At 73.0% G+C, this 12,649-nt stretch carries 12 protein-coding genes; 9 read left to right on the top strand and 3 right to left on the bottom strand.

Annotation, left to right across the window (positions count from 1 at the left end; all coding sequences use genetic code 11):
- Positions 1-36: 36 nt before the first annotated feature.
- Positions 37-192: a hypothetical protein gene (locus F7P10_RS42540; RefSeq protein WP_176611590.1), complete on the bottom strand. Its 156-nt coding sequence runs from the start codon at positions 190-192 to the stop codon at positions 37-39.
- Positions 193-1,146: 954 nt separating this feature from the next.
- Between F7P10_RS42540 and murJ the strand changes: the two genes are divergently transcribed.
- From murJ to F7P10_RS20635, 4 genes are all read left to right on the top strand, one after another.
- The gene (gene murJ / locus F7P10_RS20650) at positions 1,147-2,895 is read left to right on the top strand and encodes a murein biosynthesis integral membrane protein MurJ (protein ID WP_254715928.1); all 1,749 of its coding nucleotides are present in this window, start codon (positions 1,147-1,149) and stop codon (positions 2,893-2,895) included.
- 206 nt (positions 2,896-3,101) lie between these two features.
- On the top strand, positions 3,102-4,766 hold the full coding sequence (locus F7P10_RS20645) for a protein kinase family protein (protein ID WP_254715927.1): 1,665 nt from the start codon (positions 3,102-3,104) through the stop codon (positions 4,764-4,766).
- 178 nt (positions 4,767-4,944) lie between these two features.
- The gene (gene sigM / locus F7P10_RS20640; RefSeq protein ID WP_176611589.1) at positions 4,945-5,568 is read left to right on the top strand and encodes an RNA polymerase sigma factor SigM; all 624 of its coding nucleotides are present in this window, start codon (positions 4,945-4,947) and stop codon (positions 5,566-5,568) included.
- A complete protein-coding gene (locus tag F7P10_RS20635; protein ID WP_151011245.1) occupies positions 5,565-6,386 on the top strand; it encodes an anti-sigma factor in 822 nt (273 codons plus the stop codon). The genes sigM and F7P10_RS20635 overlap by 4 nt, the downstream gene beginning before the upstream one ends.
- A gap of 75 nt (positions 6,387-6,461) precedes the next feature.
- Here F7P10_RS20635 and F7P10_RS20630 read toward each other — a convergent pair whose 3' ends face one another.
- On the bottom strand, positions 6,462-7,034 hold the full coding sequence (locus F7P10_RS20630; RefSeq protein WP_151011242.1) for a dienelactone hydrolase family protein: 573 nt from the start codon (positions 7,032-7,034) through the stop codon (positions 6,462-6,464).
- Positions 7,035-7,157: 123 nt separating this feature from the next.
- Here F7P10_RS20630 and trxB point away from each other — a divergent pair, with 123 nt between their 5' ends.
- The 3 genes from trxB to F7P10_RS20615 all read left to right on the top strand — a co-directional run bounded on the left by trxB (position 7,158) and on the right by F7P10_RS20615 (position 9,300).
- Positions 7,158-8,111 (top strand): thioredoxin-disulfide reductase, encoded by a 954-nt coding sequence (trxB, locus tag F7P10_RS20625; protein ID WP_151011239.1) that lies wholly within the window; start codon positions 7,158-7,160, stop codon positions 8,109-8,111.
- A 113-nt stretch (positions 8,112-8,224) separates the two neighbouring features.
- Positions 8,225-8,551: a thioredoxin gene (gene trxA, locus F7P10_RS20620; protein ID WP_151011236.1), complete on the top strand. Its 327-nt coding sequence runs from the start codon at positions 8,225-8,227 to the stop codon at positions 8,549-8,551.
- Positions 8,552-8,664: 113 nt separating this feature from the next.
- Complete coding sequence (locus F7P10_RS20615; protein WP_151011233.1) at positions 8,665-9,300, top strand: hypothetical protein; 636 nt, start codon at positions 8,665-8,667, stop codon at positions 9,298-9,300.
- 24 nt (positions 9,301-9,324) lie between these two features.
- Here the strand turns inward: F7P10_RS20615 and F7P10_RS20610 are convergent, their stop codons facing one another.
- Positions 9,325-9,942: a GNAT family N-acetyltransferase gene (locus F7P10_RS20610; protein WP_151011230.1), complete on the bottom strand. Its 618-nt coding sequence runs from the start codon at positions 9,940-9,942 to the stop codon at positions 9,325-9,327.
- 243 nt (positions 9,943-10,185) lie between these two features.
- On the opposite strand from F7P10_RS20610, the gene F7P10_RS20605 reads away from it, so the two are divergent.
- A complete protein-coding gene (locus F7P10_RS20605; protein ID WP_151018179.1) occupies positions 10,186-11,412 on the top strand; it encodes a PLP-dependent aminotransferase family protein in 1,227 nt (408 codons plus the stop codon).
- 11 nt (positions 11,413-11,423) lie between these two features.
- Positions 11,424-12,365, top strand: a complete 942-nt coding sequence (locus F7P10_RS20600; protein WP_151011227.1) for a D-alanine--D-alanine ligase — start codon at positions 11,424-11,426, stop codon at positions 12,363-12,365.
- Positions 12,366-12,649: the final 284 nt, after the last annotated feature.

The raw sequence follows: 12,649 nt of genomic DNA, 5'->3' as shown, positions 1-12,649 counted from the left end.
CCCCCGTCCGGCCAGGACCGGTGGAACCGGCCGCAGTCACCCCAGGCACCGTCCGGCCAGGGCCCGGCCGGCGGCCGCCCGCACCAGCCGGACCCCCGCCGAGCGCAGCCCGGCCCGCCCCCGTCCGCGCAGGGCGCCCCAGGCCAGGCGGGTCCCGCACCGGGCGGACACGAGCAGGGCGCGCCCGCACACGGGGTGCCGGGCTACGGCGGGCCCGGCCAAGGAGCACCCGGACACGGCGAAGGCGCCCCGGGCCGCGGTCGGCCCGGCCAGGGAACGCCCGGCCGGCATGCGGCCGGACAGAACGGGCCCGGTCACGACGGCCGCGACCAGAGAGCACCCGGCCCCGGCGCGCGTGGCCAGGGTCCGCAGTCGCAGGCAGCACCCGGCCCCGGACGCGGCGGCGCCGGCCCGGCACGGCCCGATCACGGCAGAGGCGGCCCCGGCCAGGGAATGCCCGGCCAGGGAGCACCCGGCCAGGGGGCACCCGGTCACGGCGGCCCTGACCGGCCCGTACCCGGTCGCGGAGGGCCCGGTTACGGGACGCCGGGGCCTGGCGGGACCGGCCAGGGAGCAGCCCCCGGACAGGAGCGGCCGAGTCGGGCGCGCGCCGAAGAGGGGCAAGGCGCGGGCGGAATGCCACCGGGTCGCGACATGTACGGACAAGGCGGCCAGTGGGACCGCCCGCAGCCGGCGCACGGGCAGGCCGGGACGCCCGGCGGGCCCGGACCCGCGGACGGACGTCCCGGGCACGGGCGCTCGGACACCGCGCAGTTCGGCCACGGGCCTGCGAGCGGACCGTCCGGGCAAGGGCACCCGGGACAGCAGCAACGGAACGACCCCGGACGCTCGCACACGGCGCAGTTCGGGAATCCGCAGCCCGGTCAGGGATTCGCGCAGGGGAGTCCCGGCGGGTATCCGAATCCAGAAATGTCCGGGTACGGATATGAGGATCCCGGACGCCCCGGTGCGGCAGCCCCGCCCCACGGACAAGGCCCGGCCCACGGACAAGCCCAGGGCGGGCCCCCCCAAGGCGGGCACCCCCAAGGCGGGGCCCCCGGCCGCGACGCGTTCGGCCCCCCGACCCCCCAGGGCACCCCGCACCACGGGCACCCCCAGGCCCCCGGGTACACGCCGGGCATCCCCGTGCCGGCCATCGCGGAGGAGACGGCCGTCGACATCCCCGCGCAGACGATCGTGGACGGCCCGGACCTGCAGGGCGGCGCCGAGCCGCCCGGCGGTTCGTCGGGCGGTTCGTCGGGGGGATCGTCCGGCGGGATCCTGAAGTCCGGCGCGATCATGGCGCTGGGCACGCTGGCGTCCAGGGTCACCGGGTTCCTGCGGACGGCCGTGATCGTCGCGGCGCTCGGCACGGGCCTGCTGGCGAACGCCTACAACACCGCGAACACGATCCCGAACCAGATCTACGACCTGCTGCTCGGCGGCATCCTGACGAGCATCATCGTCCCGCTGCTGGTGCGTGCGAAGCAGCGCGACCGGACCTACGGCGAGCAGTACGAGCAGCGGGTGTTCACGCTCGCGGTGCTGGGCCTGGCCGCCCTGACGCTCGGGTCGATCCTGCTCGCGCCGGTGTTCATCGACGTGCTCGGGGGCAGCTTCACCGGACCCCAGCGCGACGTCGCGATCCTGTTCGCCCGGTTCTTCCTCCCGCAGATCTTCTTCTACGGGGTGGGGGCGTTCGCGGGCGCGATCCTGAACTCGCGCGGCAGCTTCGGCGCGCCGATGTGGGCGCCGGTGCTGAACAACCTGGTGGTCATCGCGATCGGCGGCGCGTTCCTGGCGATCACCGCGGGCCCGGTCGATCCGGACACGATCTCCGACGACATGCTGCTCCTGCTGTCGATCGGCACCACCGGCGGCATCGTCCTGCAGACGCTGGCGCTGTGGCCGTCGCTGCGCAAGGTCGGCTTCCGCTGGCGCCCCCGGCTGGACTTCAAGAAGGGGGAGCTGGGCGAGGTCGCGTCGATGGCCGGCTGGACGCTGCTGTACGTCGCGCTGACGCAGAGCGCGCTCGTCGTGATCACGCGGCTGACGAACATGGCGGGCAACACGGCGGTGGAGGAGGGACTCGGGGAGGGCTACGGGTACACGCCGTACTTCAACGCCTACCAGCTCTTCCAGCTCCCGTACGCGATCGTCGGCGTGTCGGTGATCACCGCGCTGCTGCCGCGGATGAGCCGGTTCGCGGCGGAGGGCAAGACGGCGGACGTGCGCGCCGCGTTCTCCGGCGGGCTGCGGCTCTCGTCGGTGATCATCATGCCCGCGGCGGCGCTGATGCTCGTGCTCGGCCCGGAGATCACCACGGTGCTGTTCGCGCACGGCAACGCCTCGGCGGACGACGCCCGGGTCATCGCGCGGATCATGCAGATGTTCGCGATCGCGCTCGTGCCGTTCTCGACCTACCAGCTGATGCTGCGGGTGTTCTACGCGCACGGCGACACGCGGACGCCCGCGCTGATCGGGTTCGTCACCGTCGGCTGCAACATCGCGCTGGCCTACACCGCCTACAGCGTCCTGGACGTGACGTGGATCGTGGTCGGCATCGCGGCCGGGCTCGGCCTCGCCAACGTGGCCGGTGCGGCGACGTCCTGGCTGGTGCTGCGCCGCAGGCTCGGCGGGATGGACGGGCGCCGCATCGTCGGCGGGCACCTGAAGCTGCTCGCGGCGGTGGTCCCGCTCGCGGGATTCGCGTACGCGACGCACGCCGTCGTGGACGCGGTGGCGGGCGCGGACTCGCTGCCCGCCGCGCTGCTCGTCCTGGCCGTCGGGACCGCGGGCGGCGGGGCGCTCTACCTGGTCACCGCCAAGCTCCTGCGCGTCGAGGAGGTGCAGACGATGGTCTCCACGTTCGCGCGGCGGCTACCGGGACGCTGACCGTCTGGTAACTACCGGACGGCGGGAAAGCGCGGCAAAGTACACGGGACGCGCGCCGATAAGGCGGCCGCCCGGGCGGTTAGCCACTACCATGTGGGGGACTACGGCTTGCGGGGCGACACCCTGGGGAACGCAAAGAGGAGGGTCGGAGGCGTAAGCTGCCACGCCACGGACATGGGATCTGACCACCTGCGCAGGACGTTGCCTTGAGCACGTCGATGATCGAGCCCGGTAATCGTCTAGCCGGTCGCTACCGGCTTGAGAAGCGCATCAAGGACTCTGGCGGCTCCACCCTGTGGAAGGCCGTCGACGAGATCCTCGCGCGGGCCGTCGCGGTCCGCACCTTCGACCCCGAGTTCCCCCGGATCGCCGAGGTCGTCACGTCCGCCCGTTCCGCCAGCCGGCTCACCGATCCCCGGCTGACCCAGGTGTTCGACGCCGACGACAGCGGCGAGAGCGCCTACGTGGTCAGCGAGTGGGTCGTCGGGGAGACCCTGGAGAACATGCTGGCCAAGGCGCCGCTGGAGCCGGGCCGCGCCGCGACCCTGCTGTACGAGGCGGCCGAGGCGATGGCCGCGGCGCATGCCGCCGGGCTGTCGCACCTGTGCCTGGCGCCCGGCGACCTCGTCTGGACGACCGGCGGCACCGTCAAGCTGCTCGGCATCGCCACCGACGCCGTCCTGCGCGACCGCACCAGCGAGGACCCGGCCGCCGAGGACGTCCGCGGGCTCGGCCGGCTGCTCTACGCGGCGCTCACCGCGCACTGGCCCGGCCCCGCCGACGCCCCCGGCTCCTCGACCGTGCTGCCCGCGGCCCCCGCGTCCGACGGCGTCCCGCATCCGCCGCGCCAGGTGCAGGCGGGGATCTCGCACGGGGTCGACTCGATCGTCTGCCGCTGCCTCGGCATCGAGCACGCCGCGGGCGGCGAGCCGATCGGCACGCCCGCCGAACTGGTGAAGGCGCTGCGGGGCGTGCCGCGAACGCCGCTGCCGCTGTTCGCCGGGCTCGGGAACACGCAGCCGCCGCCCCGGCGGCCCGCACCGAAACCGGCGGCGCCGCCGCGGCAGCCGCACCACACGCAGCAGCCGAACCGCGCCGACCACGGCCGCCGCGCCCCGGCGCCCCCGCCGCGCCGGGCCCCGGCCCCGCCCCCGGACGCGACCGCGCAGCTGCCCCCGCGGCAGCACCGCCACGACGTCTCGCAGCCGACGCGGCCCGCGCGGCACTCCTCGCCCGGCCACCGGGCGCCCGGCGGCCCCGGTGCGCGCAAGCCCGGCAACCGCGCGCTCATGGGCATCGCCGCCGCCGCGCTCACCGTGATCGTCGGCGTCGGCGCGTGGGCGCTGTCGAGCGGCGGGGACGACGCGAAGGACGGCGGTGGCGGCAGCGCCGATCCGGGGCAGCAGACGAACAACCCCGCACCGTCCGCCAGCGCGCTGACGCCGCAGGGGATCGCGGGGGCCGAGAAGCCGATCGGCGATCATCCGGACACCTCGATCCACAAGAACGTCCAGACGCTGATCGACGGCGACCCGTCCGGCCGGTGGGAGACCCAGAGCTACGCGGACGTCAACTTCGGCCGGTTCACCGAGGGCCTCGGCGTGACGCTCGACATGGGCAAGTCCGTCAGCGTGTCCAGCGTGAAGGTCGCCTGCCCGGTGAGCGGCGGCCAGCTCCAGGTCAAGGTCGGTAACGCCCCGTCCGTGGACGGCATGCGGCCCGTCGGGCGGCAGACCTGCAACGGCGGCGAGCTGACGTTCACCGTGAACCCGGCGGTGTCCGGACAGTACGTCCTCGCGTGGTTCACCGAACTGCCGCCGGCCGGGAAGCCCAAGGGCCGCCTCGGCGAGGTCACCGTTTACGGAAATTGATCCCGGAATACCACCCCCGACCGTTGATGATCTCCGCCTCCGGCGAAGTATCTGACCTGTGACGAGAAGACGCCGATGTCTGTATCGTGCCTCTGAGCAGAATGTCCCCCTCCCCCCAGGATTTCGTGGTGTCTTCCACAGCACGCGCGGCCGGTCACGGACCGGAAGGCTGTCGCTCATGACGTCGGTGAGCATGCGTCACGTCGACGAGGTTCCCGACAAGGAGCTGCTGGCACGGCACGCGCAGGGAGACCCGCACGCGTTCTCCATGCTGGTGCAGCGGCACCGCGACCGGATGTGGGCGGTGGCGCTGCGCACCGTCGGCGACCCCGAGGAGGCCGCGGACGCCCTCCAGGACGCCTGCCTGTCGGCGTTCCGCGCCGCCGCACGGTTCCGCGGGGACGCCGCCGTCACCACCTGGCTGCACCGGATCGTCGTCAACGCGTGCCTCGACCGGATCCGCCGCAAGTCGGTCCGGCCCGCCACGCCCATGGGCGACGACGCGACCTTCGACGCCGTCGCGCCGAAGATGCCCGACCCCACCGACGCGCACGGCGTCTCGCTGGACGTCCGGACCGCGCTGCTCGAACTCCCGTTCGAGCAGCGCGCGGCGCTCGTCCTGGTCGACATGATGGGCTACTCGGTCGACGACGCGGCGCGCGTCCTGGAGGTCCCACCAGGGACGATCAAGAGCCGCTGCGCCCGGGGACGCGCGCGGCTCGCCCCGCTCCTTCGGCACCACCGGAACCGACACGACTCGAAAAACGTCGGAGGTGTGGAAGGAGGTGGCATGCCCAAGTGAACCCCGCACATGTGGACTACGAGGTCCTCGCCGACCTGGCCGAGGGACTGCTCGAAGACGACCAAGCCGCCTCCGTCAACGCGCACCTGGAAACCTGCGCCGACTGCCGGGACCGATCCGCCGATCTTGCGGACGTCTCCCGGATCCTGGCGGAGGCACCCGTCCCGTCCATGCCCGCCGAGCTGGCCGAGCGCATCGACACCGCCCTGGCGGCGGAGTCGCTCGACAACGCCACCGTGGTGAGCCTGGAGCAACGGCGTGGGAGGCGGCATTGGCGGATCCTGTCGGCGGCGGCCGCGACGGTCGTCGTGCTCGGCGGCGCCGGGCTGATCGGCGGCATCACCCTGGACGAGATGAGCGGCGACCACGGCCAGGCGGCCGCGCCCGCCCATGACCCGGCCGACACGTCGAGCGAGTCGGGCGAGTCGACCACTTCGGGCGGTTCGGGCCGGCCGGGCGCGGTACCGCCGACCGGGGACGCCGAGTCGCCGGGCTCGCAGATCATGCGGGCGCCGTCGTTCTCCGTCGTGCACAGCGGCACCGCCTACCGCGCGGGCACGCTGACCACCCAGGTCGACGGTCTCGCCGGGCGGGCCGGGGAAATGCCGGCCGCGCCGCCGGGCGACCGGCTGGCCGGCTGCGTCGGGGGCGTCACGGGCGGACGGGCGCCCGACCTGGTCGACGAGGCGAAGTACGAGGGCGAGCAGGCCACCGTGATCGCGCTGCGCGGCGAGGGGTCCGGAGCCTGGAACATCTGGGTCGTGGGCCCGGAGTGCACGGCCCGGAACCAGCACCTGCTCAAGCGCATCGACGGCTGATCCACCTTTTCCACGGCACGGCCCCGGACGCACGCGCGTCCGGGGCCGTCCGCGTGGCCCGCGGCGGGTGGGCGGTCAGAGGGACGCGACGAAGTCGAGGGCGATCGCCCAGGCCCGTTCGGCGGCCTCGGAGTCGTGGTCGGGCAGGTCGGGATCGGTGAACAGGTGACCGGCGCCCCGGTACCGGAACACCTCCACGTCGGCGCCCGCCTTGCGCATCCGCAGGTACCAGGCGTTCAGCCAGTCGACCGGCTCGAACGTGTCCGGATCGGCGACGTGCAGTTGCACCGGCATCTCGGTCGACGCGTCCGCGGGCAGATCGGACGTGCCGTGCATCAGCAGCAGGCCGCCCGCCCGCTCGTCGGCGAACGCCAGGTTCTGCGCGACGGCCGCCCCGAGGGAGAACCCCGCGTAGACGAGGCCGCCCGGTTCCGTCAGCGGCGCCGCCGCCGCGATCGCCCGCCGCAGCAGCTCGTCCCGTCCGATCTCCGCGCGGATCTCCCCGCCCTCCTCCACCGTCTCGGCGACACGCCCGTCGAACAGGTCGGGGACGTGGACGTCGTGCCCGGCGGCGCGGAACCGGTCCGCGGCACCGTGCACGGCCGGGCGGAGCCCGTATATCGAGTGGAGGAGGAGAATGCGTGCCATGGCGACAGCCTACGGGCGGTGGGTGTCGCCACCGGTGGGAATCAGCACGGCCTAGGATCGGTTGACGCGACTGGCGGGCCGGGTCAGCGCGGCACCGAGCGCGAACGAGGAAAGGCAAGAACAGTGAGCGACGTCCGTAACGTCATCATCATCGGGTCCGGGCCCGCGGGCTACACGGCCGCCGTCTACGCGGCCCGCGGCGACCTGAAGCCGCTCGTGTTCGAAGGGTCGGTGACCGCCGGCGGCGCGCTGATGAACACCACCGACGTGGAGAACTTCCCCGGGTTCCCCGACGGGATCATGGGCCCCGACCTGATGGACAACCTGCGCAAGCAGGCGGAGCGGTTCGGTGCCGAGCTCATCGCCGACGACGTCACCGAGGTCGACCTGAACGCCGACCCGAAGATCGTCAAGGTCGGTGACGACGAGTACCGCGCCCGGACCGTGATCGTCGCGACCGGCTCCGGCTACCGCGAGCTGGGCCTGCCCGACGAGCAGCGGCTCTCCGGCCGCGGCGTGTCCTGGTGCGCGACCTGCGACGGCTTCTTCTTCCGCGAGCAGGACATCGCCGTCGTCGGCGGCGGCGACACCGCCATGGAGGAGGCGATCTTCCTCACCAAGTTCGCCCGCTCGGTGACCGTCGTCCACCGCCGGGACGAGCTGCGCGCGTCCAAGATCATGCAGGACCGGGCGTTCGCCAACGACAAGATCAAGTTCCGGTGGGACAGCGAGGTCACGGCCATCCACGGCGACGACCGCGTGAGCGGCGTGAGCCTGCGCGACACCAAGACCGGCGAGGAGAGCCGCCTCGACATCACCGGCCTGTTCATCGCGATCGGGCACGACCCGCGCAGCGAACTGTTCGCCGGGCAGCTCGAGACCGACCCGGACGGCTACCTGCTCGTCGACGCCCCCACCACCAAGACGAAGGTCCCCGGCGTGTTCGCGTGCGGGGACGTGGTCGACCACATCTACCGCCAAGCCGTCACCGCCGCGGGCACCGGCTGCTCGGCCGCCATCGACGCCGAGCACTGGCTCCAGGACCGCGACGCGGCCGAGACCGTCCCGCAGGCCTGACCCCGCGCGACGCCCCGGGGACCGGCCGGAACGGTCCGGGGCCGACCGCACGCACGACCCGGGGCCGGACGACCGCTCGTCCGGCCCGCCCGGCGACCACGAAGGAGACACCCATGAAAGCCGTGACCGACGCCGACTTCGAGAACGAGGTCCTGAAGAACGACAAGCCCGTCCTGGTCGACTTCTGGGCGGAATGGTGCGGTCCGTGCCGGATGGTCGCGCCGATCCTCGAGGAGATCGCCGCCGAGCACGGTGACAGCCTCGAGATCGTCAAGCTCAACATCGACGAGAACCCGCAGGTCCCCGCGAAGTACGGGGTCATGCAGATCCCGACGATGAACATCTACCAGGGCGGCGAGGTCGTCAAGCAGATCATGGGCGCCAAGCCGAAGGCCGCGCTGCTCCGCGACCTGGCGGAGTTCATCGGCGCCAAGTCCTGAACGGGCCCCGGACGGGCCACCGTCCGCGGGGCGACGAACCGGTCGCCGATCCCGCCGTCACGACGGTAGGGTCGGCGACCGATTCGTTTCCGACCCTGTGGAGGTATCGCACCGTGACCCGGCCGGGACAACCCGAAGACCTGGACGACCCGCGGCTCCTGTGGACGCGCGCATCGGTACTGGCCGTCGCGGCCGCCGCGGAGATCATCGCCCCGGACGGATCGTCGGTCGACGACGACGGCGTCGCCGGCGACGGCTGGCGGGTGACGCTGGCGCCGGACGGCGAAGCCGTCGTCAGCGGCCGTCCCCCCGCCGACCGGGACGAGACCGGTGAGAGCCCCGACCTCCTGGACGGCCTGCCCGAACGGCTCACCTGGAAGCGGCTCCGCGACGACATGGACGGCGGATCGCTCGGCTACGTCTACTGGTACGCCGACGACGCATGGCACCGCGCCGAGCACCCGGACGACGCCCTCGCGGGCCCGCCGGAGCAGCTCGCCGACGACGACGCGACGATCCGCGTGCTGACGACGGACCTGAAGCCCGACGACGAGAACGGTCCCCGGGCCATCGCCGACGTCCTCGCCAAGGCCCGCGCGAACACCCTCCGGCCCGCCGACGTGACCACCATGCTCGGCGTCCTCGACCCGGACGTCGGCTCCGACGCCGCACGGACGAAGGCGGCGCTCGACACGGCCGTCCGCACCGGGCTGCTGGCGGGCACCAAACCACCGCTCATCGGCGAGTAGCGCCCTGCGGGCCCTCAGAAGCCTCTAAACAGGACGAAGTACACCCTCCGGTCCCATGGAGCCCAGGAGCCGTTCCAGGGCCACCTCGACGTCCTCACGCCACGACAGGGCCGACTTCAGCTCCAGCCGCAGCCTCGGGTACCGGTGGTGCGGGCGGACCGTCTTGAACCCCACCGACAGCAAGTAGTCGGCGGGGACCATGCAGCCGCCCTCCTCGCCCTTCAGGTCGCCGAACGCCTCGATCGCCTTCACGGCCCGGCGCGTCAGGTCCTTCGCGAGGCCCTGCACGAGCATCCGGCCGAGGCCGCCGCCCGCGAACTCCGGCAGGATGTGCGCCGTCATCAGCAGCACCGCGTCCGCGCTCACCGGGCTCGTCGGGAACGCCACCGACCGCGGCACGTACAGCGGCGGCGCGTACAGCACGAACCCCGCCGGGACGTCGTCCACGTAGGCGATCTTGCCGCAGCTGCCCCATTCCAGGAGCGTCGAGGAGACCCACGCCTCCTTCTCCAGACCGGCGTCCCCGCTCTCCAGCGCCCGCTCCCGGGTCACCGGATCCAGCTCCCAGAAGACGCATCCCCGGCAGCGCAACGGCAGATCATCCAGATTGTCCAGCGTGATGTTGACGAGACGGCGCGACATCCCGGGACGGCACCCCCCAGCCTGGTCCGGCGGAGGACCCCGGACAACCTTCCGAGGTCCTCGCGCATCGTATCGGAGAGAGAGTTACCCACGATCATGCGCCGCGCCACCTCCCCGGGGGTCCCGCCACGCGCCCGATGCCGTAAGTTCGCATGCAAGCCAGTCACCCCACGGGAGGACCACGTGGAACAGCACACGCGCACGGACGTCTACACCGACCGCTACGCCGCCCGCGCCGCCGGCATGGTCCCCTCCGAGATCCGCGCGCTGTTCGCCATGGTCGCCCGTCCCGAGATCGTCTCCCTCGCCGGCGGCGCCCCCTACGTGTCCGCGCTCCCCCTCGACGCCGTCGGCGGCATGATCGGCGACCTCGTCGCCGGGAAGGGCGCCGAGGCCCTCCAGTACGGCTCCGCCCAGGGCGACGAACTCCTCCGCGAGCACATCTGCGAGGTCATGTCCCTCGAAGGCGTCCGCGGTTCCGCCGACGACGTCGTCGTCACCGTCGGCGCCCAGCAGGCCCTCGACCTCATCACGAAGATCTTCATCGACCCGGGCGACGTCATCCTCGCCGAAGCCCCCTCCTACGTCGGCGCCCTCGGCACCTTCGCGTCCTACCAGGCCGACGTCGTGCACGTCCCGATGGACGACGGCGGGCTCGCCCCCGCCGCGCTCCGCGAGACCCTCGACCGCCTCCGCCGCGACGGCCGCCGCGTCAAGTTCCTCTACACCGTCCCGACGTTCCAGAACCCCGCGGGCGTCACCCTCACGACGGCCCGCCGCGCCCAGATCCTCGAGATCTGCACCGAGTACGACGTCCTCATCGTCGAGGACAACCCCTACGGTCTCCTCCGGTTCGACGGCGAACCCGTCCGCGCGCTCCGCGCCGACGACGACCGCGTGATCTACCTCGGGTCGTTCTCCAAGACCATCGCGTCCGGCCTCCGCGTCGGCTGGGTCCTCGCACCCCACGCCGTCCGCGCCAAGCTCGTCCTCGCCGCCGAGTCCGCGATCCTGTGCCCCTCGAACTTCTCCCAACTCGCCGTCCGCGAATACCTCGCGACCCAACCGTGGCGCGAGCAGATCAAGGACTTCCGCGAGCTCTACCGCGAACGCCGCGACGCCATGCTCGACGCCCTCGCGCAGCAGATGCCCGACGGTTGCACGTGGACCCGTCCCGAGGGTGGCTTCTTCGTCTGGCTCACCCTCCCCGAGGGCCTCGACTCCAAGGCGATGTCCCCCCGCGCCATCGCCGAACGCGTCGCGTACGTCCCGGGCACCGGCTTCTACGCCGACGGGAGCGGGCAGCGGCACATGCGCCTCTCGTACTGCTTCCCCGAACCCGACCGCATCCGCGAAGGCGTCCGGCGCCTCGCCGGGGTGATCGAAGGGGAGATCAGGATGCGGGACACTTTCGGAGAAACCGCCCCCACCGGCACCGGCGTCCACACCCCGGGGCCGGGCATCGTCTGAGAAGGGCTCCCGTGGAACTCGGTCACGTCGTCGTCCTCGCCGGAGGGCTCTCCTACGAGCGCGAGGTCTCCCTGCGCTCCGGCCGCCGCGTCACGGAGGCCCTCCGGGCCCGGGGCGTCCCCGTCGAGATGCGCGACGCGGACGCCACCCTCCTCGACTCCCTGACCGACGACCCGCCCGACGCCGTCTTCCCCGTCCTCCACGGAGCCGTCGGCGAGGACGGTTCCATCCGCGACGTGCTCGAGCTCCTCGACGTCCCGTACGTCGGCGCCCGCCCCGACGCCTGCCGCGTCGCGTGGGACAAGCCCACCGCGAAGTCCATCGTCCGCCGCGCCGGGCTGCACACCCCCGACTCCGTCGCCCTGCCGAAGGAGATCTTCCACGACCTCGGCGCCGCGTCCGTCCTCGACCGCATCGTGCACCGCCTCGGGCTCCCGCTCTTCGTCAAGCCCGCCCGCGGCGGCGCCGCACTCGGCGCGTCCGCCGTGTACGAGGCGTCCGGTCTCTCCGCCGCCATGGTCGGCTGCTTCGCCTACGGCGACGCCGCACTCGTCGAACGCCACGTGTCCGGCACCGAGATCGCCGTCAGCGTCATCGAGCGGGACGGCGTCCCCGAGGCCCTCCCGCCCGTCGAGATCGTCGCCCCCGGCGGCCGGTACGACTACACCGCCCGCTACGACGCCGGCGAGACCGAGTTCGTCACCCCCGCCCGCCTCGCCCCCGAGGTCGCCGACCGCGCCACCGCCGCCGCCCTCACCGCCCACCGCACCCTCGGCCTCCGCGACCTCTCCCGCACCGACCTCATCGTGGACGAACACGGCGACGTCCACTTCCTCGAGGTCGACATCGCCCCCGGCATGACCGAGACCAGCCTCCTCCCCCGCGCCGTCTCCGCCGCCGGTCTCGACCTCGGCACCGTCGCCCAGGACCTCCTCCTGGCCCGCCTCGCCTGACGTCGCGGCAAAGCCACACCCCGCCCCGAGCGAAGACTCCACCACGCGCATCCAACGAGCCCGCCATGGGGCTCCCCGTTTCACGTGAAACACCAACCGGCACCGACGCCCGCCCACCTGGTTTCACGTGAAACACGACCCCGCACCGCCCTCCCTCGCACCGATGCGGACGGCGAGACCCGCCGCGCACGACGCGCGACGCGCCGCGCGGGGGCAGTCCATCGACACGAAGTCCGGCACAACAGATGACCTCCGCGACGGTCCGCTAGGGCCGGTACGCACGA

This window comes from Actinomadura sp. WMMB 499, assembly GCF_008824145.1.
Classification (GTDB): domain Bacteria; phylum Actinomycetota; class Actinomycetes; order Streptosporangiales; family Streptosporangiaceae; genus Spirillospora.
The sequence above is the reverse complement of the archived record's forward strand: the minus strand, read 5'-3'. Positions and strand labels throughout refer to the sequence as shown.